19 protein-coding genes are annotated in these 23,482 nt (G+C 65.6%); 13 read left to right on the top strand and 6 right to left on the bottom strand.

The genetic code is table 11. The annotated features are described in order from the left end of the window. Positions 1 to 4: 4 nt before the first annotated feature. Positions 5 to 1,894 carry an amylosucrase gene (locus tag CEP17_RS07640; protein ID WP_112931824.1) on the bottom strand — a complete coding sequence of 630 codons (1,890 nt, stop codon included), beginning with the start codon at positions 1,892 to 1,894 and terminating at the stop codon, positions 5 to 7. Positions 1,895 to 1,960: 66 nt separating this feature from the next. On the opposite strand from CEP17_RS07640, the gene CEP17_RS07635 reads away from it, so the two are divergent. From CEP17_RS07635 to CEP17_RS07620, 4 genes are all read left to right on the top strand, one after another. Beyond that, entirely contained in the window at positions 1,961 to 3,466 is a 1,506-nt protein-coding gene (locus CEP17_RS07635) for an L-serine ammonia-lyase, iron-sulfur-dependent, subunit alpha (protein ID WP_112931823.1), read from the top strand. 139 nt (positions 3,467 to 3,605) lie between these two features. Beyond that, a complete protein-coding gene (locus CEP17_RS07630; RefSeq protein ID WP_016464249.1) occupies positions 3,606 to 4,061 on the top strand; it encodes an Hsp20/alpha crystallin family protein in 456 nt (151 codons plus the stop codon). Between the two features lie 117 nt (positions 4,062 to 4,178). Next, the gene (locus CEP17_RS07625) at positions 4,179 to 5,210 is read left to right on the top strand and encodes a DUF2804 domain-containing protein (protein ID WP_112931822.1); all 1,032 of its coding nucleotides are present in this window, start codon (positions 4,179 to 4,181) and stop codon (positions 5,208 to 5,210) included. A 29-nt stretch (positions 5,211 to 5,239) separates the two neighbouring features. Next, entirely contained in the window at positions 5,240 to 5,536 is a 297-nt protein-coding gene (locus CEP17_RS07620) for a DUF4287 domain-containing protein (protein ID WP_112931821.1), read from the top strand. Positions 5,537 to 5,540: 4 nt separating this feature from the next. On the opposite strand, the gene CEP17_RS07615 is transcribed toward CEP17_RS07620, so the two are convergent. Further along, entirely contained in the window at positions 5,541 to 5,969 is a 429-nt protein-coding gene (locus CEP17_RS07615) for a MarR family winged helix-turn-helix transcriptional regulator (protein ID WP_039413534.1), read from the bottom strand. A 49-nt stretch (positions 5,970 to 6,018) separates the two neighbouring features. Here CEP17_RS07615 and CEP17_RS07610 point away from each other — a divergent pair, with 49 nt between their 5' ends. Beyond that, positions 6,019 to 7,863: a DUF2207 domain-containing protein gene (locus CEP17_RS07610; protein ID WP_112931820.1), complete on the top strand. Its 1,845-nt coding sequence runs from the start codon at positions 6,019 to 6,021 to the stop codon at positions 7,861 to 7,863. 27 nt (positions 7,864 to 7,890) lie between these two features. On the opposite strand, the gene CEP17_RS07605 is transcribed toward CEP17_RS07610, so the two are convergent. Then, positions 7,891 to 8,208 carry a hypothetical protein gene (locus CEP17_RS07605; RefSeq protein ID WP_112931819.1) on the bottom strand — a complete coding sequence of 106 codons (318 nt, stop codon included), beginning with the start codon at positions 8,206 to 8,208 and terminating at the stop codon, positions 7,891 to 7,893. A 90-nt stretch (positions 8,209 to 8,298) separates the two neighbouring features. Next, positions 8,299 to 9,618: an HNH endonuclease signature motif containing protein gene (locus CEP17_RS07600; protein WP_112931818.1), complete on the bottom strand. Its 1,320-nt coding sequence runs from the start codon at positions 9,616 to 9,618 to the stop codon at positions 8,299 to 8,301. A 726-nt stretch (positions 9,619 to 10,344) separates the two neighbouring features. On the opposite strand from CEP17_RS07600, the gene CEP17_RS07595 reads away from it, so the two are divergent. The 7 genes from CEP17_RS07595 to CEP17_RS07565 all read left to right on the top strand — a co-directional run bounded on the left by CEP17_RS07595 (position 10,345) and on the right by CEP17_RS07565 (position 21,251). Further along, positions 10,345 to 10,758 carry a zinc ABC transporter ATPase gene (locus tag CEP17_RS07595; protein WP_239498606.1) on the top strand — a complete coding sequence of 138 codons (414 nt, stop codon included), beginning with the start codon at positions 10,345 to 10,347 and terminating at the stop codon, positions 10,756 to 10,758. A gap of 165 nt (positions 10,759 to 10,923) precedes the next feature. Then, positions 10,924 to 12,489 (top strand): class I SAM-dependent DNA methyltransferase, encoded by a 1,566-nt coding sequence (locus CEP17_RS07590; RefSeq protein WP_112931816.1) that lies wholly within the window; start codon positions 10,924 to 10,926, stop codon positions 12,487 to 12,489. Positions 12,490 to 12,512: 23 nt separating this feature from the next. Further along, the gene (locus CEP17_RS07585; RefSeq protein ID WP_162722417.1) at positions 12,513 to 13,718 is read left to right on the top strand and encodes a restriction endonuclease subunit S; all 1,206 of its coding nucleotides are present in this window, start codon (positions 12,513 to 12,515) and stop codon (positions 13,716 to 13,718) included. Beyond that, positions 13,715 to 14,455 (top strand): TIGR02391 family protein, encoded by a 741-nt coding sequence (locus CEP17_RS07580; RefSeq protein WP_112931814.1) that lies wholly within the window; start codon positions 13,715 to 13,717, stop codon positions 14,453 to 14,455. The genes CEP17_RS07585 and CEP17_RS07580 overlap by 4 nt, the downstream gene beginning before the upstream one ends. Then, entirely contained in the window at positions 14,452 to 17,589 is a 3,138-nt protein-coding gene (locus CEP17_RS07575; RefSeq protein ID WP_112931813.1) for a type I restriction endonuclease subunit R, read from the top strand. The genes CEP17_RS07580 and CEP17_RS07575 overlap by 4 nt, the downstream gene beginning before the upstream one ends. Before the next feature lie 82 nt (positions 17,590 to 17,671). After that, a complete protein-coding gene (locus tag CEP17_RS07570; protein ID WP_162722416.1) occupies positions 17,672 to 20,215 on the top strand; it encodes a hypothetical protein in 2,544 nt (847 codons plus the stop codon). Continuing rightward, the gene (locus CEP17_RS07565) at positions 20,208 to 21,251 is read left to right on the top strand and encodes a hypothetical protein (RefSeq protein WP_162722415.1); all 1,044 of its coding nucleotides are present in this window, start codon (positions 20,208 to 20,210) and stop codon (positions 21,249 to 21,251) included. Before CEP17_RS07570 ends, CEP17_RS07565 begins: the two co-directional genes overlap by 8 nt. A gap of 60 nt (positions 21,252 to 21,311) precedes the next feature. On the opposite strand, the gene CEP17_RS07560 is transcribed toward CEP17_RS07565, so the two are convergent. Continuing rightward, a complete protein-coding gene (locus tag CEP17_RS07560) occupies positions 21,312 to 22,373 on the bottom strand; it encodes a PIN domain-containing protein (protein WP_112931810.1) in 1,062 nt (353 codons plus the stop codon). A 356-nt stretch (positions 22,374 to 22,729) separates the two neighbouring features. Between CEP17_RS07560 and CEP17_RS07555 the strand changes: the two genes are divergently transcribed. Next, positions 22,730 to 23,062, top strand: coding sequence for a hypothetical protein (locus CEP17_RS07555; RefSeq protein ID WP_112931809.1), 333 nt, complete (start codon positions 22,730 to 22,732; stop codon positions 23,060 to 23,062). A gap of 61 nt (positions 23,063 to 23,123) precedes the next feature. Here CEP17_RS07555 and CEP17_RS07550 read toward each other — a convergent pair whose 3' ends face one another. Beyond that, a complete protein-coding gene (locus tag CEP17_RS07550) occupies positions 23,124 to 23,447 on the bottom strand; it encodes a DUF6176 family protein (protein ID WP_112931808.1) in 324 nt (107 codons plus the stop codon). Positions 23,448 to 23,482 lie beyond the last annotated feature (35 nt).

The raw sequence follows: 23,482 nt of genomic DNA, 5'->3' as shown, positions 1-23,482 counted from the left end.
CCCGTCAGACGGGCGTGACGCGCAGCCACACGAACCCGTGCGGGCGCAGTGCAAGACCCTCGTCGAGGTCGACGCTCGCGTCGTGTACGGGGTCGAAGGCGGTGCGCTCGAAGCCCGACAGCGTGAGCGGATCGATCGTGACCTCGGCGTCGCCGACGTTCGCCAGCACCAGCAGCGTGCTGGTCTCACCGGGGCGCTGGTAGCCGATGACGGCGGGGTGCGGGGTATGGAAAGGGATGAGCGCGTTGCCCGCGAGCTCCGGAGACTGCTGGCGCACCGAGATCAGCTTGGTGAGTCGGCGGAACACCCGCCCGGCCGGCGTGGTGTCGTCGTCGCGCTGCGCGTAGGCATCGCGCGGACGATGGCCGCGGTGCACCCAGCGGGTGTCGCCACGGCGAACCGGATCGTCGGCGTAGGAGTAGTCGTTGAGCTGTGCGACATCGTCCCCGAGGTACAGCAGGGGGATGCCGCCGGTCGACAGGGCCAGGGCGTGCGCGAGGATCACGCGATCCTCCCCGCCGGGATCTCCCGCTTCGATCCCGGCCAGAGACGCCGTCGTTCCGGTGACGCGGGCATCGCCGGTGACGGGGTTCTCCTGGAAGGCGACGCCGCGCGCGAACGTTCCCTCGTGGCGGCCCGTGTAGAAGCGGTTGAGGAACTGTCGGTGGGTGTAGCCGTCGATGCCGAGCTCGGCCGCGTCTTCGTCGGCGAACGTCCACCCGATATCGTCGTGGCTGCGGACGTAGTTCACCCATGCCGTGCCGGCCGGCAGCGCGTGGCGTCGATCCAGCGCCTGTTGCAGGAGCCGGCCGTCGCGCGTGGCGAGCGCCTCCCACGTCAGCGCCATCTGCAGCGGGTTGTATGACAGCTCGCATTCTTCGGGTGAGATGTAGCTGACGACCTCGTCGGGGTGGACGATCGCCTCGGACTTGAAGATCATGCCGGGCGCGGCCATTGCGAGCACCGCGTTGAACGCCTGCAGCAGCAGGTGGGCTTCGGGCAGCGACTCGCAGGACGTTCCCAGGCGCTTCCAGATGAAGGCCACGGCATCCATCCGGAGCACCTCGACGCCCTGGTTCGCCAGGAACAGCATCTCGCCCGCCATCGCGCGGAAGACGGCGGGGTTCGCGTAGTTGAGGTCCCACTGATAGTGGTAGAAGGTCGACCAGATCCAGCGGCCGTCCTCGAGCTGCACGAACGATCCACGGTGGTCGTCGGGAAAGATCTCGCGCGTCGTGCGCTCGTAGGCGTCGGGCATCTGTCGGTCGGGGAAGATCAGATAGAAGTCGGCGTAGTCGGGGTCGCCCGCCACGGCCTTCTGAGCCCACTCGTGCTCGTTGCTGGTGTGGTTGAAGATGAAGTCGAGTACGAGCGAGATGCCCGCCAACCGCAGCTCTGCCGCCAGCTCGGCCAGTTGCGCCATCGTGCCCAGGCTCGGGTTGACGCGCCGGTAGCTCGAGACGGCATAGCCGCCGTCGTTGTCGCCGGCGGGGGCGTCGAACAGCGGCATGAGGTGCAGGTAGGTCAGCCCGAGTTCGCGGAACGAGGGGATCAGCTCGCGCACGCCGGCGAGGTTGCCGGCGAAGCGGTCGACGTAGCAGACGCCGCCCAGCATGCGCTCGGACTGGAACCACTCGGGGTCGGCGGCGCGTTGCGCGTCGTGCACCTTCAGGTCGAGAGGGCGCGCATTCCACGAGGCGGATGCCGCCGCCACCGTGGCCGCCAGCTGCTCGCGGCCGTCGGTGCGCTCGCCGTAGAGGCGGGTGAAGAGGCCGTGCAACCGCGGGAACTGCTCATCGAACCGGGTGAGGAACGCGTCGTCGAGGCGCCCTGCCGCCTCGCAGGCCTCGAGCGCCGCGACGCGATCGGCGTCGGACGTGGTCAGTGCGGTCATGGTTCCCCCTCCGGTCTCAGCGTATCGGGCAGGGCCCGGCGCGGCGGGCGGCGTAGGCTCACACACGTGAGTGCGTACGTCTCGGCGTTCGACCTGTTCTCCATCGGGGTAGGACCATCGAGCTCCCATACGGTGGGCCCGCTGCGCGCGGCCCGAGATTTCGCGCGCCGCGTCGGGGATCTGCCGGGGCTCTTCCGGGTGGAGTGCGCCCTTTACGGTTCGCTCGGCGCCACCGGCATCGGACACGGCACGCCCGACGCGGTCGTCGCGGGCCTGCAGGGGTTCGCGGCCGAGACCGTCGATCCGGCGCGCGTGCGGGGTGCCTGGACCGATTGGGTCGACGGAGCGCACCTCCTCCTGGACGGTCGCATCCCGATCCCTTTCTCGCGCTCAGACATCTCGCTCGCACCGCGGACGCGTCTTCCCGGACACCCCAACGCGATGACCCTCGTCGCGCGTGATGCCGACGGAATCGCGCTGCGCGAAGACACCTACTACTCGATCGGTGGAGGGTTCATCCGGCGCGAGGGCGCGTCGGATGCGGTGGCCGCGGCATCCTTCCCGCTGCCGTACGCGACGGCGGCGCAGCTGCTGGACGTCTGCGATACCTACGGGCTCACGATCGCGGAGGTCGCCCGGCGCAACGAGGAGGCGCTGCGACCGGAAGCAGACGTCGCGGCCGGCCTCGACGCGATCTGGGACGCCATGGCGGCGTGCGTCGATGCGGGCCTGCACGCCGACGGGGTGCTGCCGGGAGTGCTGAAGGTGAAGCGGCGTGCGGGCGCGATCCGCGCGCAGCTGGAGAGCGTCGAGGCGACGGGGCGCGAGCTTCCCGGTGAGTGGCTCGGCGCGTTCGCGCTGGCCGTCAACGAGGAGAACGCCGCCGGTGGACGGGTCGTGACGGCGCCGACGAACGGTGCCGCCGGCATCCTGCCCGCCGTCGCGATGTACTGGTGGCGCTTCCTCGCGGATGCCGGGATCGGCGCCGAGAATGCGGTGACGCCCTACGGCGAACTCGTCGGCTCGGCGCTTCTCGGGCTGCACGGTCCGGAGGGCGGCGAATCCGGCGATGCGGCCCACCGAGCCGAGGGCGTCGTCGCCACCGCGCAGGAGCTCGCCGAGGCGAACCGTCGTCGCGGCATCCGTCGATTCCTCTTGACGGCCACGGCTCTCGGTTCGCTCTTCAAGGCCAACGCCTCGATCTCGGGAGCCGAGGGCGGGTGTCAAGCCGAGGTCGGCTCGGCGTGCGCGATGGCTGCCGGCGGCTTGACCGCGGTGATGGGCGGCACGAACCGCCAGATCGAGAACGCCGCCGAGATCGCGATGGAGCACCATCTGGGTCTGACGTGCGACCCCGTGGGCGGACTCGTGCAGATCCCCTGCATCGAGCGCAACGCGATCGCGGCATCCACCGCGGTCACCGCCGCGCGCCTCGCGCTGCGTGGCGACGGCACGCACTACGTACCGCTGGATGCCGTGGTCGAGACGATGCGTCAGACCGGCATCGACATGTCGACCAAGTACAAGGAGACCAGCGAGGGCGGACTCGCCGTCAACGTCGTGGAGTGCTGAACCGCGCCCGCAACCGCTCGTGTTCGCCATGCGTGAACCATTGGCACTCTCATGGGTCGAGTGCTAATCTGATGGCAGTTGAGTCAATGAGGCTCAACTTTGACAGACCATCACAGTGACACACGACAAGGAGAGAACAATGGCCACGTATGACCCGTTCCGTGACCTCGACCGCATCGCGTCGGGCCTCTTCGACACGCGCCGCGGACCCCGCCGGATGCCGATGGACCTTTACCGCGACGGCGACCACTACGTGCTCAGCGCCGACCTTCCGGGAATCGACCCGGGCTCGGTCGACATCGATGTGGACGGCCAGCTGCTGACCATTCGTGCCGAGCGCACCCTCAGCGAGGGCGACGGCGTGAAGTGGATCACGCGCGAGCGTGAGACCGCGAGCTTCCTCCGCCAGCTGAACCTCGGTCAGGGAATCGACACCGATGGCATCGCCGCCACCTACAGCAACGGCGTGCTGACGGTCACGATCCCCGTGAGCGAGAAGGCGAAGCCGCGCAAGGTCCAGGTCGTCGCCGATGGCGCGGCGCCGACGATCCAGGCGCACGAATCCGCGCAGGAGCCGCAGCCGGTCGAGCAGTAGTCCCGCACCGCGCGCAGCCGCCCCGTGTCCGCGAGGACCGGGGCGGTTCGCGTGCGCACGCTAGTGTCGAAGCACCCGCCGGAAGTACCAGCACTCGGAACGTCAGCAAGGATGCCGATGACCGCACCCCCCGTCGCGCGCGAGCGCGAGATCACCGAACCCGTCGCCCTCACCGGTCCCGATGGTCGACTCAACCCGGCGGCGATCGGCTTCGCCCGCGCGCCGCTCATCGACACCCGTGGCATCGGGCGCGGACGTTTCGTCCGCTCGTGGGGACGCAACAAGCGCTGGGAGTACTGGAACGTCATGACTCCCACGCACATCGTCTCGCTCACGGTGTCGTCGCTGGACTATGCGGCCGTGCACGAAGTGTGGATCCATGATCGCGCCACGACCCGGTCGTGGGGTCGCAGTGTGACGGTGCTGCCGTCGCGCGAGGTGTCCCTTCCCGCGTCGCTCGGCACGGGCATCGCCATCGCGCGACACGCGGATCTCGCCGCGACGATCACTCCCGCCGAGCGGGGAACGCTCTGGCGCCTGCACGCGGAGATCGCGGACGCGTCTTTCGACATCACGGTGCGCCGCCCGCCCGGACACGAGCTGCTGGCGGTCGTGGTGCCATGGTCGTCTCGGCGCTTCCAGTACACCGTGAAGGATGTCGCGCTCCCGGCATCCGGGGTGCTGACGCTCGACGGCATCGACTACGACGTCGGGCAGGGATCGTGGGCGGTGCTCGACCACGGGCGGGGGCGCTGGCCCTACGACGTGTCGTGGAACTGGGGTGCGGGATCGGGCACCCTCGCAGACGGGCGCAGCCTCGGCATCCAGGTCGGGGGACGGTGGACCGACGGGACGGGCTCGACGGAGAACGCCGTCCTGCTCGACGGCGTTCTGCACAAGATCTCTGCGTCGGTGGTCTGGGAGTACGAGCGCGCGGCGCCGTTGCGTCCGTGGCGGGTGCGCGGGGGAGGCCTGGATGCCGTGTTCACCCCGTTCTACGACAAGAAGTCGGCGACGAACCTCGGCGTGGTCTCCTCGCGAACGGATCAGTGCTTCGGCACCTGGTCGGGGACGTTCGCCGGGGACGGCGGCGTGATCGCGTTCGACGGCATCGAAGGTTTCGCAGAGGATGTCCGCAACCGGTGGTAGCCGGGGAGAGGCCAGAGGGAGGGGCAAGGATGTCGTTTCAGGCATATCTCGACAACATCGAGGACAAGACCGGGCGGACGCCGCAGGAGCTCGTAGACGAAGCCAGCGCGAAGGGCTTCGGACCGGGGACGAAGGCGGGTGAGATCGTCGCATGGCTCGCCGAGGACTACGGGCTCGGGCGCGGGCACGCGATGGCGCTCGTGCACGTGATCACAAAGGGGCCCAAGATCGCGTCGACCCACGTGGGCAGCGGCACGGCGCACAGCGACGAGAGCGACACGCTGTGGCTCGAGGGGAAGGCGACGAACCCGTCGCGCGGGTCCTGACGGCTCAGGCGCCCCGCAGCTTCGTCGTCAGTCGCTGCAACTGTGCCAGCTCGTCGTCGCTGAGCACCGACATCCGCTCGGCGATCGATCGACCGTGCACGGTCGCGAGGCGCCGGAAGGCGGCCACCCCCCGTTCGGTCGCGCGGACGACCGCGCCGCGCCCGTCGAGCGGATCGACGCACTTGCTGATGAGGTCGCGGGCGACCATGCGGTCGACCAGTCGCGAGACGCTCGGCTGGCTGATGAGCATGTTGGCGGTCACGTCGCGCAGGCGCGCACTGTTGTCATCACCCCGGACGACGGTGAGCAGCACGTCGTACTCGGCCTGTGTCAGCTCGTCCTCGCCGAAGTCTTCGCTGATCTCGCGCAAAATCTCGTGCTGCGCGCGAAAGAGGCTCTCCCACGCGGAGATGGCGAGGCGGCGGTCGGTCATGGCGTCAACTGTAGTGCGCCACCCGGACGTCGCCCATAGGCTGAAGCCCATGGGGCGCGTACGTGCACGGATCGTCGGCGTCGCGCTCGCGATCGTCGGTATCGCGGTCGCGGTGGCGGCCGGAACGGCGAGTCCTGCGTGGGCCGGAGCGGCGAGTCCTGCGTGGGCCGGAGCGGCGACAGCGGTCGACGACTTCTCCTTCTCGTCGATGACGGCCGACTACACCCTGACGCGGGCCGCCGACGGCACCAGTCGGCTGCGGGTCGTCGAGACGCTCGTCGCACAGTTCCCTGACGCGGATCAGAACCACGGCATCCGCCGCCAGATCCCCGACTCCTACAACGGTCAGCCGCTGCGCCCCTCACTCGTCTCGGTGACGGACGACGACGGATCACCACGACCGAGCGAGGTGGAAGATCAAGACGGCGTATTCTCGGTCGTCTCGCGGTCGGACGAGTACCTGCGCGGTGCGCAGACCTTCATCCTCACCTACACGCTCGAGAACGTGACGTGGGTCTTCCCCGACTCCGGCCTGGAGTTCTATTGGGACGTCAACGGGGTCGACTGGGGCCAGCCGTTCGAACGCGTGACCGCTCGACTGCATCTGGATGCGGCGCTGGCGGCATCCCTGACGGGGAGCATGTCGTGCTACCAGGGAGTGCAGGACGCCCACACGTCGTGCGCGTCGATCTCGTCGGCTCCGGATGCCGCGGGCGGTGCCGGGGGCGTCGTCGTCACGGCCGTCGCCGACGGCGTTCAGCCGCACCAGACCCTCACGATGGCCGTCGGGTTCGCGGAGGGGACCTTCGCGACCTTCGATTCCGGATACCTGGCCTCTCCCTTCGGCTGGGGTCAGCTGGGTGCGGGTCTGCTCGCCGTCGGAGCGGGCGTTCTGGGGCTGCGTGCGCGGCGACGAGAGCTGGCGGATGAGCCCGGTCGCGCAACGATCATCGCCGAGTACGACCCCCCGAAGATCGTGGATGCGCTCGAGAGCGCCGTGCTGCTCGGACAGTCGTCGAAGGCGATCCCGGCGGAGGTGCTGGAGCAGGCGGTGCGCGGGTCGATCCGCATCCTGGAGTCCGACGGGCGCGGCTGGGGCAAGCCCGCGCTGATCGCAGAGCTCGTGGACCGCTCCAACGCGGACGGCGACGGGATGATGCTGCTGGACGGACTGTTCCCGGGCGGGGCTCCGGGCGCGCAGTACCGGTTCGGAAAGCAGGACACGCGGTTCTCCAGAGTCGCGCAGAAGATCCTCGCGGCGGCGGAGACGGAGCTGATGGCCCGCGGACTGCGGCGGCCGGTGCCGCTTCGTGCCCGCTGGCTGCCGATCCTGCTCGCCGTGGTCGGTGCGGGACTGGCTCTGGGCCTGGGGTTCGTCGCGATCGGTGCGTACGTGCACCCCGCCGTTCCGTGGACGGTGATCGGCATCAGTGTGGCGATCGCCGTGGTGGTGATCGGGCTGTGCTCCCGTAAGCCGCTGACGGCGCTCGGCGCCGAGACCCGCGATCACCTGCGCGGGTTGGAGGAGTTCATCCGGTGGGCCGAGGCCGACCGCATTCGGATGCTGCAGTCGCCGGCGGGTGCGGAGCGGGTGGCGGTCGATGTGAACGACCCGCGCCAGAAGCTGGATCTGTACGAGAAGCTGCTCCCGTACGCGGTCGTGTTCGGCCAGGAGAAGCAGTGGTCGGCGGAGCTGGCGGTGCTGTACACGGCGGTCGGCGCGGCCGGTCCGTACTGGTACTACGGCACCGGAGTCTTCGATGCGTCGTCGTTCTCGGCGGGGATCGGTTCGCTCTCGAGCGCCGCGATGTCGTCGTCATCGACGTCGGGTGGATCGGGAGGGGGCGGTTCCGCCGGGGGCGGGGGCGGGGGTGGCGGAGGCGGCGGCGTCTGACCGGCTCGTCGACTGGTCGCGACGACGTCAGAGCGTGCCGCCGTCGCCCTCCAGGATGTCGCGGAGCGTCGTCCGGTCGATCTCGTCGCGCTCGCCGTCGAACTGAGCGTGCAGGACGAACGGCAGGCCCAGCTCGTCGAGGTAGGAGATGGTCTTCTCGAGGCGGGGGACGACGTCGATGTGGTCGGGCCCGAAAAGCGCGGCGGTGAAGATCGGCTCGTGGCGCTGGATGCCGAGTCGCATCTCGACCGTGGATCGTCCGGTGAGGCGGTAGAGCGTCTGGAGTATCGCGCTGGGAAGGTCGGGCGTGCCGTCGAGGGTGAGCGAGATGGCGTCATCGGGCATGCTGACATTCCATCACGGGGGGAGGGCCCATTCCGGCGCCGCGTCGGTGTCAGGGGTTGTCGGTCGGAGATCGCGGTTGCCGCATCGGTTTCAGAACGGCGGTGGCTCGAAGACGAGAGTGCGCGCGGGAAGGTCGTCGTATCGCCGCCCCGTCGGGCTCGTCCATTCGAGAGTGCCGTCCGCCCGCTGGCGGACGCGCCAGGCGGAATGGTGTTTGAGGGTGTGATGCCGTCGGCACAGATGCGCCAGGTTCGTGACCGACGTCGGTCCGTCGTGTTCTCGGGCGACGGTGTGGTCGACGTCGCAGCGGGGCATCGGCTGGCGGCATCCGGGAAAACGGCAGTGCTCGTCGCGCGCGCGGAGCAGGCGCAACTGGTCACGGGAGGGGCGGTAGCGGTCGACGGCGAGGACGGCTCCGGTCGTCGGGCTGGTGAGCAACCGATCCCACCCGGCGGCGGTGCCCGCGAGCTGCCGTGCGAGGTCGGGGTCGATCGGGCCGTATCCGGTCAGGTCGGCCGCCTCGTCCGCGCCGCCGAGGAGGCTCATCACGGGAATCGTGACCTGGATGCGCGCACGGATCGCATCGGCCGCGGCGATGCTCGTGGTGCTCGCTTCAGCGGTCGCATGTCCGCAGAGCAGGAGGTCGAGTGCGACGTCGACGCGAACCTCATCCAGTCGTCGCATGTCGGGAGCGGTGGCAGACGCGGCATCCACGGTCGCCGGGATCTTCTCGTCGTCCGGGGCTGAGGGGCGGGGCGCGTCGAGGACGGCGCGTGCGAGCTGGGTCAGGCGGTCGTAGACGCCGTGCACGAGGTGGGCAGGGCCGGTGAGTCCGAGCTCCGCGATACCGTCTTCGCGATCGCAGACCCAAACGCGGCGCTGGCGGCGGGCGTAGCGGTGGCGCTCATCGATCGGCGTCGGGTGAATGGCGTCGGCGAGGCGGCGGGCGACGGGCCGCAGTCGGCCGACGGTCTCGCGTTCGGCCACCGGCAGGACCGCCGCTTCGTAGGCGGCGCGGGCGTCGTCGTCGATCAGGCGTCCCCCGGCATCCGTGATCACCGCCGCGTGAGCGCGGCTGATCCGGCCGGCCGTCAGTGCATTGAGCGTCGCCGGAAAGCGTGTCACGAGCATCGATGCCTCATCCATACGCGATTGGATCGTGCGATCGGACTGCTGTGTCGCCGCGCCGATCTCGGCGGCGATCGACCGGATCGTGATGTCGTCGGGAGCCTCTCGATCGACGTACGCGGCGTTGCGCTGCGCGAGTGCATGCTGCTGGGCGGCGTGCAGCAGGGTCGCCTCTTCCGCCTGCAGTGCCGCGATGCGACGGCGTCTGTCGACGAGGGCCTCCACGATCTCACCGACGGCCGTACGCTCAGCGCGCGTCGTGGGGGACTCGGTGGTGGCCATGACCTCATTCTGTCGCGGACCTCCGACACTGGAGCGGGATAAGTCCTGGTCAACCGTGCATTGTGGATAACCGTCGGATGGCCCCGTCTGGGGAGGAATCGGCGCAAGAGTAAGGGCCGGTCGGAGAGGCTTCCGACCGGCCCTTGTCCCTTGCACCAAGAGTGTCCTGCAATCACATGCCGGTAGCTGCCACAGCAAAACAACTACCGTGCGAGCACTCTATAACGACCAGATAACGGCCACAAGGGGTTTCCGTTACCTTTTCGTGACTTCATACGAAAGTCGAATCTTGGGGCTCGATGCCTCGCAGCTTGTCAGCCGCGCCACGTGATCTGTCAGTGGAGTCAGACGCCTGTGCCGTGCCATCCAATCTGTCAGTCGCTCGGCGCGTCCCACAACGTATCGGGCGCTCGCCGCCGTAGCTCGGCGCCGAGCACGTACCCGAAGTACGCATTGTCAGGCTCACGATCCTCGACCACGAGAGACCTCGCACGGTGATCCTGACAACCTTCACGCCATCCGAGCACACCGCCGCCGAACTCGCAGCTGCAACTGTCGAGGTGAAGTACGGCGGCCGGGTGTGCGACATCGGGCCCGATCAGGTAAGTGAACTCGATGTTTCGCGCATCGCTCCGATCATCAGATGCGAAACTAATCAGTTCGAAATCGGAGGTCGCAATGCGGATCGAAGGCCAGTCAGAGGATTGGGAACCTATGTTCATTGGGATGATCGAGCGCGCCAGGGAGACGGCGCCATCCGAGCCCGGCGTCTACAAGATGCCGTGCGGTGAGTGCGTGGTCGACTTCTTCGTCACCGCGGAGGGCGAGGAGCGTTGGCTCGTGGCAGGCGACGGCCACTCCTATACGCGAGAGTCAGTCGTGATCGCGCGGCACGGGGAGCATCCCTGGGTGCGTCTCTACTCGCTCGCCGACGCCGCAGCGGAAATCGCAAGGCTCGCCGCGTTGGGCGAACGTGATCTGGATCGCGTAGTCGAGGACTTGATCGAGTCGATCGACGACCGCGAGGGCGAGAGCATTGAGCGTGAACGCGCCGACATGCGCGAGGCGCCGCTCGCGGACGTCGCTGATCGCTTCGGGGTCGAACTCGGCGACGAGCGGCACCTAACTCCGGACGCGTGAGCGGATGTCTGTCAGCAAGGAGATGATGACCCTCACCGTTTGCCCGTTTGCCACTTCGCCACGCGCGACGTCCATCCCGGACCACGTCGGCCCCTCGCGATAACGTGACATTCATCCCGTGTCGTGAGGTTCAGGAGCTACGGTGCTCCGTCGAGAGAGTATGAGATGGCCCGAGTAGCGAAGCCGAAGCACCAGAAGTCTCTGGAGCAGACCCTTTGGGAGGCGGCCGACAAGCTGCGTGGCAACCAGGAGCCGAGCGAGTACAAGCACGTCGTCCTCGGCCTGGTCTTCCTGAAATACATCTCGGACCGCTTCGAGGAGCGTCGTCAGGCCCTCGAATCCGAGCTGGTCGCGGATGGCATCAAGCCGGAGCGTCTGGCCGGCTTCCTCGAGGACCGCGACGAGTACTCCAGCCACAACGTCTTCTGGGTGCCTGCCGACGCCCGCTGGGAGTACATCCAAGGCCGAGCCAAGCTCTCCAGCGTTGGCGAGGACATCGACCGGGCGATGGATCTGGTCGAGAAGGAGAACGCCTCCATCCGTGGCGTGCTGCCTCGCAACTACGGCCGTGACGGCCTCGACAAGCGTCGCCTCGGTGAACTGGTCGACCTGATCGGCTCCATCGGTTTCACCTCGACCGATGACCACGGTGCCGACGACGTGCTGGGTCGGGTATACGAGTACTTCCTCGGCCAGTTCGCGGGCAAGGAGACCGGCAAGGACGCCGGAGCCTTCTACACGCCTCGCTCGGTGGTCAAGACGCTGGTCGAGATGCTCGAGCCGTACAAGGGTCGCGTCTACGACCCGGCTGCCGGTTCGGGCGGCATGTTTGTCCAGTCCGCCGAGTTCGTGAAGGCCCACGGCGGCAAGCGAACCGACATCTCCGTCTACGGCCAGGAGTTCACCGACACCACCTGGAAGCTGGCCAAGATGAACCTCGCCCTGCGAGGCATCGAGGCTGACCTCGGTACACACTCCGCCGACTCGTTTACCGAAGACCTGCACCCGGATCTGCGGGCTGACTTCGTGATCGCCAACCCGCCGTTCAATGTCTCGGACTGGTGGGACGCCAAGCTCGCCGACGACCCTCGGTGGAAGTACGGCACACCTCCGCAGGGCAACGCCAACTTCGCCTGGGTGCAGCACTTCGTCTATCACCTGAGCCCCAAGGGCACTGCGGGCTTCGTCCTAGCCAACGGCTCGCTCTCTTCCAAGAGCGGCGGCGAGGGCGACATCCGCCGCAAGCTGGTCGAGGCGGGACTGGTGGACTGCATCGTCGCCATGCCCGACAAGCTCTTCTTCAACACCGGCATCCCGGTGTCGCTCTGGTTCGTCTCCAAGGACCGCCACGGCAACGGCCACCGCGAGCGTGACGACGAGGTGCTGTTCATCGACGCCCGTAAGCTCGGCGACATGGAGACCCGCCGTCTGCGGGTGCTCTCCGACGACGACATCCAGAAGATTGCTGGCACCTACCACGCCTGGCGGAACCACGACGGTGGCTACGAAGACGTCCCGGGCTTCGCCAAGGCGGCCTCGCGTGAGGAGATCGCCGGCCACGACTTCGTCCTGACTCCCGGACGCTACGTCGGCACCGAAGAAGCCGAAGCTGACGATGAACCCATCGGCGAGAAGATCGAGCGGCTGACTGCCGAGCTGTTCGCTGAGTTCGACCGCGGGCGGGAGCTGGAACAGGAGATCAGAACACGTCTCGGGAGCATCGCAAAATGACTCGGCTCGGTGATCTTGTAGACATGACGTTCGGATTCGCCTTCAAGAGCGCCGAGTTCACGGATTCTCGGGAAGCGGTGCGTCTTCTGCGTGGCGACAACATTGGTCAGGGTCGCTTGCGATGGGACGGTGCTAAGCGGTTTCCGCAAGAACGCGTAGGCGAAGTCACCAAGTACCAGCTCGCTATCGGCGACGTTGTCCTAGCGATGGACCGCCCCTGGATCGAGGCTGGCCTGAAGTACTCGGTTGTGCGCTCCGGTGATGTGCCGTCACTGCTGGTTCAGCGTGTTGCTCGGCTGAGAGCAAAGCCCGCGCTCGACCAGGGTTACCTAGCTGCAGTCATTGGCAGCAAGGAGTTCATGGACTACATCGTCGGCACTCAGACTGGATCTGCGGTACCCCATATCAGCGGTGGGCAGATCGGAGACTTCCAGGTTGACCGCCTACCCCCGCTGGCAGAGCAAGCGGCCATTGCACGGATTTTGGGTGTGATCGACGACAAGATCGAGTCGAACAGACGGAGCATCGCACTCATCGAAGAACTCGGGGCGTCGCTCCTGGCAAACGCACTGGGACGCGAGACCTCTGAAGTACCAACCCTTACCGAGCAGCTTGACTCCATTCTGACTGTCATTGAGTCGGGAAGTCGACCCCGCGGTGGCGCGTTGACTGATGGAAGCGGGGTTATCAGTCTTGGCGCCGAGAGCATCCAGTCAGCCGGCGTGATTAATACGAAGACCTTTAAGTCCGTTCCGAGCGACTATGCAGCGAGCATGAAGAGAGGCCATTTGGCCAACGCTGACGTTCTCGTCTACAAGGACGGTGGAACACCCGGAAAGTTCATTCCGCATGTCAGCGCGTTTGGTTTTGGGTTTCCGGTCGAGCAGGCGGTCATCAACGAGCACGTCTACCGTGTTCGTGCTGATGGACGTGTGTCACAGGGGACGCTCTACTGGCTATTGAGTTCTTCCTGGATGGACGACGAGATGCGTCGGCGAGGCACCGGTGCCGCAATCCCCGGAATCAATAGCACGAACTTCCGCGAAATGCCGATTCCGAACATGGCGAATAAGGCGGTGCAGGAGATTGGTGCGACTCTCGACCAATTGCTAGAGCGAGTGCTTCGGCTTGGGACCGAGTCACGAAGACTCGGCAGTATTCGCGACGCCCTCCTGCCCGAGCTTCTCTCCGGACGTATTCGTGTCCCGGTCGAGGAGTCCGCCGCATGACCGGTCTCAATTCTGAGTGGGCTATCGCTGAACTCGACAAGCTCATCGATCAGACCGTGATGACCAACAACAGCCGTAGCGGTGACGGCATGACGTACATCACGCACAAGTCGAGTACCAAGTCACCCGACGCTGAGGTTACTAAGCAAGCCCAGGTCGTCGAGAAGATTCTCGACCGAGTTGTTCCCGGCTGGCGGACTGAGATTGAGCTTCGCAATACCAACCGATGGACTCGCCACCGTGAGGCCGCCATACGTGCCAAAGAAGAGCTGCTTCGCCAGGACGAGGTTCGAAAGAACCTCGGCGATTACGCCCCGGAGATCTCCGCATCCAAGCTTCACCCCTGGGTTTGGAGTGGGGCTGCATCCCTGTGGCAGTCCGGTCACTACCGCTCGGCTGTTGAGGACGCCGCCAAGAAGCTGAACGCCGAGACCCAGAACAAGGTCGGTCGACGCAACGTCAGCGAGACCAAGCTCTTCCAGGAGTCGTTCAATGCCGAGCCTCCTGCGGCGGGCAGGCCTCGTCTGCGTCGCATGAAGGACGACGGCAGCGACACGTACCGCTCGATGCAGCGTGGTGCGATGGCTCTTGCCGAGGGCATCTATGCCGGTATCCGGAACCCGTTCAACCACGAAGACCCGCACGACATCGACGAGCAGGTCGGGCTCGAATACCTCGCCGCTCTCAGTGTTCTGGCACGCTGGGTGGACGAGTCGGAAATGGAGGTTGCGAAGTGACCTCCTTCAACGAGAACACCGTCGAGCTGGCGGCCCTCGAGTACTTCGCCGAGCTTGGCTACCACACGCTTCACGGCCCGACGATCGCCCCCGGCGAGCAGCTGGCCGAGCGTGCCTCCTACGAGGACGTCTTCCTCTGGGACCGGCTCCGCGATGCCATTGGCCTCATCAACCCTGGGGCCGACCGGACTGTTCGTGACGAGGCCATCAAGCGGGTACAGCGGGCTGAGTCGCAGAGTGCCATCGACGAGAACTACCGTTTGCACAAGCTGATCACCGAGGGCGTGCCCGTCGAGCATCGTGGTGCCGATGGTCAGGTGCGGACGACTCGTGTCTGGCTGGTGGACTTCGAGCGGCCGGCGAACAACGACTGGCTGGCCGTCAACCAGTTCACGATCATCGAGAACGGCAAGAACCGTCGCCCGGACGTGCTGGTCTTCCTGAACGGTATCCCGCTGGGGCTGCTTGAGCTGAAGAACCCCACCGCCGAGCATGCCACGCTCAAGTCGGCCTGGAACCAGGTGCAGACCTACCGCTCCGACATCTCGTCGGTGTTCGTGCCCAACGCTGTGACGGTCATCTCGGATGGCACGTCGGCAGCGATGAGCAGCTACACCGGCGGCTTCGAGCATTACGCCCCGTGGAAGACCATCGAGGGTAGGGACGTCGTCACCGACCACCCGGCACTTGAGGTGCTCATCAAGGGTGTCTTCGAACAGCGTCGCTTCCTCGACCTGCTCCAGAACTTCATCGTCTTCTCGGACGAGACCGCCACCGACAAGAAGTCCGGCCAGCCCATCCGCGTGCTGGTGAAGCGGGTCGCCAAGTACCACCAGTACTGGGCGGTCAACGCGGCTGTGGAAAGCACGGTTGAGGCGTCCAGCCCGAGCGGAAACCGTCGTGGTGGGGTCGTCTGGCATACCCAGGGCTCGGGCAAGAGCTTCGAGATGGTCTTCTATGCCGCCAAGATCATGCGGGATGCCCGCATGGCCAACCCGACGCTAGTGTTCATCACCGACCGCAACGACCTCGACGACCAGCTGTTCGGCGAGACTTTCGCCCCGGCCCGCATCCTGCCGGAGACGCCCGTCCAGGCGGAGACTCGCAGCGACCTGCGTACCAAGCTGAAGCGAGCCTCGGGTGGCATCATCTTCACGACGCTGCAGAAGTTCGCCCCGGGCGAGGATGGCGATGCCAACCCCGTCCTGACCGACCGCCGCAACGTGGTCGTGGTGGCCGACGAGGCCCACCGCAGCCAGTACGGCTTCGGCGAGACCATCGACTCATATGGTCGTATCAAGGCCGGCCTGGCCAAGCACATGCGTGACGCCCTGCCGGGTGCGACCTACCTGGGCTTCACGGGTACGCCTATCGAGTCGGGCGACAAGAGCACCCGCTCAGTCTTCGGCGACTACATCGACGTCTACGACCTGACCCGTGCCGTCGAGGACGGTGCCACGGTCAAGATCTTCTACGAGTCGCGTCTGGCGAAGGTCGACCTCTCTGTCGACGACCTGGCTGCCCTTGATGACTTGGCCGACGAGATCACCGAGACGGTGGAGGAAGACGCCGCCACCGCGGCCAAGTCCCGCTGGGCCCGCCTGGAGGCCATCGTCGGTGCTGACGAACGCCTCGAGCTGATCGCTCGCGACATCGTCGACCACTGGGAGAAGCGCCGGGAAGCTCTGTTCGGCAAGGGCATGATCGTGGTCATGAGCCGCCGCATCGCGGTCAAGCTCTACGAGAAGATCGTCGCCCTGCGTCCCGACTGGCACTCCGACGACCCCGCCAAGGGCAAGATCAAGGTCGTCATGACCGGCTCGGCGGCCGACCCGGTCGAGTTCCAGCCACACATCCACTCCAAGGACGTCCGCAAGGACCTCAAGCTGCGGGCCAAGAATCCCGACGACGAGCTGGAGTTGGTCATCGTCCGCGACATGTGGCTGACCGGCTTCGACGCCCCGTCGATGCACACCATGTACGTCGACAAGACGATGCAGGGTGCCGGACTGATGCAGGCCATCGCCCGCGTCAACCGTACCTTCCGCGACAAGCCCGGTGGCCTGATCGTCGACTACATCGGCGTCTTCGCCAACCTGCAGGCCGCCCTTGCCGAGTACAGCCCGAGCGACCGCGACCAGGCCGGTGTGCCCATCGACGAGATGGTCGCCGTCATGCTGGAAAAGCACGACATCGTGCGTGGTCTGCTCCATGGCGTGACCTACGACGCCTCGCCGTCGCTGTCGGCCTCACAGCGTCTGGCCGAGTACGCCAAGGTACTCGACTTCGTCATGGCCGACCCTGACCGCACCAGTCGCTTCAACGACCAGGTGCTGGCCCTAGCCAAGGCGTTCGCTCTGGCCGGTGCCCGTGATGAGGCGGCTGCCATCCGCAACCACGTCCGTCTCTTCACCGACGTCCGTGCTGCCATCCTCAAGATCCAGAACCCTGACTCCGGCCGTGGTGGCTCCGGTGCCGTCGAGATCGATACCGCCCTCGGCCAGCTGCTCAACGAGGCCGTTGCCGCCGACCAGGTCATCGATGTCTACAAGCTAGCCGGTGTCGAGACGCCGGAGCTGTCCATCCTCAGCGACGAGTTCCTCGACTCGCTGGCCCAGAAGGAGAAGCCGAACCTCCAGATGGGGCTGTTGCGGCGTCTGCTCAACGACCAGATCCGCACCGTGCAGCGCACCAATCTCGTGCAGGCGCGGAAGTTCTCCGAGCTGCTCGACGAGGCGATCAATCGCTATACGAACAGGTCCCTCACGACAGCGGAGATCATCGCCGAACTGGTGAAGCTCGCCAAGCAGATGCGGGACGACGCGAAGCGCAATGAGCGCTTGGGTCTGTCCGCGGCCGAAGTTGCCCTCTACGACGCGATCGCTCAGAACGACGCTGCGGTTCTGCAGATGGGCGATGACACGCTCAAGCAGATCGCGGTCGATCTCGTCTGGGCGGTGCGGTCGAGCGTCGTTATCGATTGGGACCAGAAGGAGAGCGTCCGTGCAGCGATGCGCTCCAAGGTGAGACGCCTCCTCGCCCGCTACGACTATCCGCCAGACGCCGAGGCGAAGGCAGTGGAGCTGGTACTTGAGCAGGCGGAGCTGTTCGCGAGCACTGCGGCGAACTCATGACCCCCGGCGACTACCAGGCCGTGGAACGGTCGCACGGGCGCCAGGTTGTGATTGGTGTGCAGAGTCAATCGGCGAGCCACACATGATTCATCGCGACCTCAACCGACTACAGGAGATCGGTTCGCCCCGATTCTGGCGCCGGCGCCAGCTATATGCCCGTCGAGCCGCGAGTTGGGCGAGAGTAGTCGCCAATGTTCGAAGGTTCTTCGTTCGCCGACGGATGGGCGCTACTGCGGCCGGACGGATCGTTGGTCAGAGCCTGGCGACATTGGCGCTTGCCGTTGCGCTGGTCGTAGCGCTTGAGGCTTTTTCGCTTGTCCTCGTCGGGACCGAGTGGGGGGCGAGGATCGGTTGGTTCGAACCACCCGATCCTTCACTCCAAGGAACGTCGTCTGCTCTGGTCGCCGCGGCCATTGGCGTCGGCGCGACCCTTCTCGGTCTGTATTACGCGACGATCGGCGTAATCGCATCGACAATCTACAAGTCAGTTCCGGGCGACGTGCGAGAACTGTTCATTGCTGAGCGAAACAGCGAGGCGTACCTGAAGATCGTGATCCTTACGATCGGGACGAGCGTTGTGGTTCTCGCGGCCGGCGTGCTGGGCTATGCAGTGACCGGGATGACTCTCGTTGTTGTTGGGTTCTTGGCTGCGCTCGCCTGCGCGGGACTCATAGTCCTGGCGCGCCGTCTTTTCGACTACTTCGATCCTTCCAAGTTGTCGTCGCTGTTGCTGAGTCAGATTGCGGACGGTATTCGCGAAGCGACGGGTTCGCGCACTCGCGCACTGCCGCACCGCCAATCGGAGGCGCACTACAGGGTCTACAGTGCTTTGGCATCGTTCAGGCACCTTGTGGACCTCCTCGGGCACGAGGAGCTGCGAAACGCTACCGCGCCGATGTCCCTCACCCGGCAACTGCTGGATATCGTTGGCAGCTACTCGTCCTGGAAGTACGCCATTCCGACTGACAGCAACTGGTGGGATCGGATGCCGAGTCATTCGAATTGGCTGACAATCGACCACAGCCGTTTGGAGCTAGCGCTCAACGCATCTGTGAGCTACCCGCCAGATCTGCAGCCGGACTACTTGTGGTTGGAGAACACAGTCGCGCGACTCCTGCGGAAGAGCCTGCAAGTTGGGTTTCAGTCCCAGGCTGGCGCGAACGCGCTGGCCATCACGGAGTCCATTGCGGGCCTTGTCGCGAACCTCGCCGCACGGCTCCAGATCGACGAAGCGCTTGCCATTGAGGCCGCGTGGGAAGACGTCATCCTCGACGTAGCGACGACGGCCCAGGTGGCTGAGGGTGACGCGCCCGACTATCAGATTCGCATCAACCAGATGGCAGCCGCAGAGAGCCTTGTTCTGCCGCTCACAAAGATGGTGCTCGGTCTCGAGTACGCGGCGCGCTCTATCATCGGTCGTGATCTGTCGGGTGAGTTCGAGGCCGCAGTTTCCGATCCGAATGCGCTCTATCGCGGCCACCTTCCCACGCTCACCCGACAGATGCTTGAGGAGTTCTCAACCGCCATCCGCCGCGAGACCGAGGCGGAGGGGCGTCGTGTCACCCCACGCTGGTGGATCGACCACTTCGCCGCGCGAAGCATGGCGGAAGCTTTGCTGGCCACGGAGTCGGGAGTACTTCAGGAAGTTGGCCGCCGGACGACGGCGCAGGTCGCGCAGTTCGCGGAGCAGGGGCGGCACGATCTGGCGGTCGTTACCGGGATGGCGTCACTCGAGCTACTGAGCAAGATCGAGACGCACGCGCCGACGATTCGGCGCGCGCAGGCGAAGTTGGATGGCTTCCGAAACGAGAATGCAAGTGTTCCTCAATGGCCGGAACGCGGAACGGCGGTAGTAGACCCCCAAGATGCTCACACAGCAATGCTCGTTAAGCTCGCTGCCCTGCTCCCGGAACTCCGAATCAAGAAGTTCGAGCCGCGTGAGCCTGACCTGTATGGGCAGCTCTATCAGTTCGTCGTGGACGGTGCGTTCCGTGCAATCCTTAGTGGCGACCGCGATCGGGCGCTCATTTTGTATCAATCGGCGCTTCTGGAGATGGAGCCAGCGCGGATGCGGATACTTGCTGACCTTGAGCGCCACGAGACGAATACTCGCGTGGTGTTCGCCGTTGAGCCGCTGATCACTGCGATGGATTTGGCAGGCTACGCGCTGCTCATGTTCGAACTCGACGGCAAGGGGATCTGGCCGGAGATCAAATCTATGTGGGACACCCTCCTGACGGACAAACGCGAAGTCGCTGAATTCCTCCTGACGGCCGCGTCATTCGTTGACGGGACGTTCGCGATGACTGTTGGCGGTCTGGAGCGAAGCCGGCGTTCAATCGAGATGGGACGCGTATTCGAAGCTCGTCAGGTCGGTGGGGATGAGCGGACGTGGGACGGCTCGAGGTGGCGTCCGCACGAGAGCGCAATCGTCTCTGCGCTCGCGCCGCGCGGATACGGGATCCAAGATGACCTGTACGAACTCTTCATCGCCGAGTACCTCGTCGATCACCTTCCGGACGATGCGAAGCTGGGACACAAGGCCGACATGCTCGCCGACCAGATAGCGCGATATCGAGGCGAGTCGGGCGCAAGCGACGACGCTCAAGGTGAGTCCGATGCTTGACGATCCCTTCGAGAACCTAATTCGGGCGCCGAGGCGCCGTGCCACGCGACGTAGGGTTGCGACTTTTGTCCAGTCTGCCGAGGATCGTCCCTATCCAGGTCCCAGCGAACACATGCTTCTCCAGGACCTTCGGACCTACTCCCTGCCGTACGGAAGGGGATCAAACGACGGGTTTGATGTCATCATCGAACCGGCTGAGTCCGAACTGACTCAACTCATCCACGACGCCCTGCCGTCGACTTCCTACCGCCACTGGCGAATTGCGGACTCGATACGCGATTTCGTTGATAGCGCGCTGTGGCGCCTCATCGACGGCGACCTTCACCTCGAAGTGCAGTATTACCACGCGTTGGACAATCCGGACGGTGAGCCCGTCGCTTTCGGAATCAAGATCTTGGACGCTGAACGGATCATGCGGCATCGTGGCCGCTACTGCTACATCGTCGCCGACAGCGATCGATTCGAAGGTCCACGCACGTGGCGCGCTGAAGAGCTGGATCCGCGCTGCTTAGTGAACGCTTCGCTCCCGAGAACCCTTCGGCGTGATCTCGAACGAGCGCTCAGTCTCATCCGTTTGAGCGACCGTGACATCAACATCGCTTCGAGCTTCGTCATGGGGAACCATGGCAACAACTCGGGATTCGATTTCGCGGCGCACCGCAGAATGTCGAACGACATCGTGCTGAAGGGCACCCGCACCATCGGGTGGGCCGGTAGAGGGCTCTTGACCGAAGGCCTGCTTGATCCGGAGAAGGCTTGGCGAGCAATCTCCTTCGGCCGATTCGCTGCTCGACTGCGCGACGTTGCCATAGACGCGCTAAACGAATCCATCAGTCGCGCGGGCGCTCGGCTCGATTTCGCAGCTTCGCTGACGCTGTCGAGGGTCCCAACTCGAGCCGATTTCGATCAGATGGAACGCGATCTCCAGGCTGGGAAACGCCCTATCTCTCAGCTACTGGTCCCGTGGCTGTCGGACGGAGAGCCAGATGCGGAACCACAAGACGTCGACGCGGGTGCCACGGACGAGAAGCTGTGAGACGACGCAGGAAAGTCAGGCCGATTCAGTTAGTGTCGGCCCGTCAGCTTTCAGCAACGGTCACCATGACACGGAAGCGCCGATGACCTCGGCGTACAGCGGCTCCAGATCGAACTCGATTTCAGCGATGATCTCTGCGCGCGCGGTGAATTCAACGGAGACCTCGTAACCGTTGATGTCCCCGCCGGTCATTTCGAGGTTCGAGTGGTCAGCGTCCATGTAGTCCATCGGCGACATCCGCCCGCTGAACGTGAAGTCGGCGTACCCGATGCACTCCGCCGGGTTGCCGTCACCAACATGGTCGACCTCCACGCCATCGACAGAAATCAGCAGCGCGTCCTCCATGCCGTACGGGACGTTCGCGCTGTGGTGGGTCACGTACATGTCTCGGGGGGATGAGCCCCACTCGATCCCATCGAAGCGCTCCACGTAGTCGATGAGCGCGGCGCTCAGTGTGCCGTCGCGTTCACCGATCAGGCTCGCGAGCCTCCCCGCTTCGAGCACGGCGGATGCCAGAGAAGACGCAACGCGCAGGCGGTTTCCGTCCCACCAGGCGCCGTCAATTTCTTCTTCGAGTTCGTCGTGTAGCCCACCGTCGTTGACGAACCCGCCGTCCGCGCTCACGAAGATGACGAAGTCATCGTCGCTGTCAAGAGTTTCGAGCAGTTCCAATAACCCGTGCCAGATGATCGTGTCGCGGAGACCGATCGACTGACCGCTCTTCTCGAGCACAGGCTTGCGTCGCTCCAACTCGCGCTCGACGAGGTCTTGCGCGCTCACCCCCGACCACTCGATGACCTCGCAGGCATCGTGCGCTAGGAGCGGCGCGAGAGCCTTATCGCTTACCGCGGTGATCTCCCCCGCGAGCGTGCTGAGAAGTGCCTTCATTGATGCCTCGGGGAGACCCAAACTGCGCGTCGCCTTCGTGACCGATGTGGTGACGTCCTTGCGTGTCGCCTCAACGCTCTCGCGAACCTGACGATCCGCTTCCGCTACGACAGCCGGGGAGAGACGCACCTCGACGACGCCCTCGTCGAGCAGTGCAAGAAGCTCGCTACTGAGCTTGCGCTGCATGAGGAGATCGGAGTGCAGAGCATTGGTGTCGGGGTAGATGACGATCACCCTCGGAGGGTATCGCGACACACGCAACTTGACCGGCGCCGCCCGCCAGCCGGGCGGAAAAGGAGTGCAGCGCCACTCAACGATCTGCTCGCGGCAGAGACGGGCGTGTAGTCGGCTTGCCGCGAAGGCTGATCGCCTGGTCAATCCTGTCTACCTGAAGAAGGTGATCTGACTTCCGACAGAACTCACATCTGGCACGACGGGGGTGTTCGGCTACTGGCAACTTGCATGGCGTTGATGCTGCTGCGAGTCGCGACGCGGGTCCCGGAAAGCCTTGGGCTGTGCGGGCTGTGGGGCACGGCGGCGACCCGACGCCCCGCGAGGGGCTCTGCCGGGCTGGAATGGGAGACTGGGCTATGCCCGTTCGCCCCGACATCGTGTGCATCTGCGGATCCGCGCGCTTCGCCGACGAGATGCGCGACGCGAGCCGTGATCTCACACTTCGCGGCGTCGTCGTTCTCGCGCCCGCCGAGATGGACGGCGATGTCAGCGCAGACCAGAAGGCGCACCTCGATGCGCTGCACCGCCACAAGATCGACCTCGCCGATCGCGTGCTCGTCGTCAACCCGGGCGGCTATATCGGCGCATCGACGGCGGCGGAGATCGCCTACGCGCGGGTGACCGGCACGCCGGTTTCCTTCACGGCTCCGCCGGACGGTGCCGCGGCCGATGGAAGCGGCGAGCTGTGACGGCGGTCATTTCGTTCTCCCTCGACGGCGTCGTCCGCCACCTCGATTGCCAGGCCGTCGGTCATACCGCCCGCAGATCCAGCACGATGTCGCCGTCCACCCCGCCAGCATCGGCCGCGCGCATGACGGCGCGGTGCTCTGCGTCGATCGCGCGGGGCGACATGTCGGCGACGGCTCGGGAGTGGGCGATGTCGTCGGTCTCCATGGCGTACACAAGGACGGGGCCATCCGCGCCGTCAAGGATCATCGCCGTCTCATGACGGACGCGTTCCGCGGCGAGTGAGGCGAGTGCCTCTTGGCGACGCGGACCGTTCACGGTGCGGAGCCACTCCACAACGCGGTCGAGGTGATCGGGGTCGATGCGCCGTGCGACGAGATGGATCATGCAGTCAGCCTAGAAAGCCGCCACCCATCCGATTG

It is taken from the genome of Microbacterium sp. PM5 (genome assembly GCF_003293595.1).
In the GTDB taxonomy this organism is placed as follows: Bacteria; Actinomycetota; Actinomycetes; order Actinomycetales; family Microbacteriaceae; genus Microbacterium.
The sequence above is the reverse complement of the archived record's forward strand: the minus strand, read 5'-3'. Positions and strand labels throughout refer to the sequence as shown.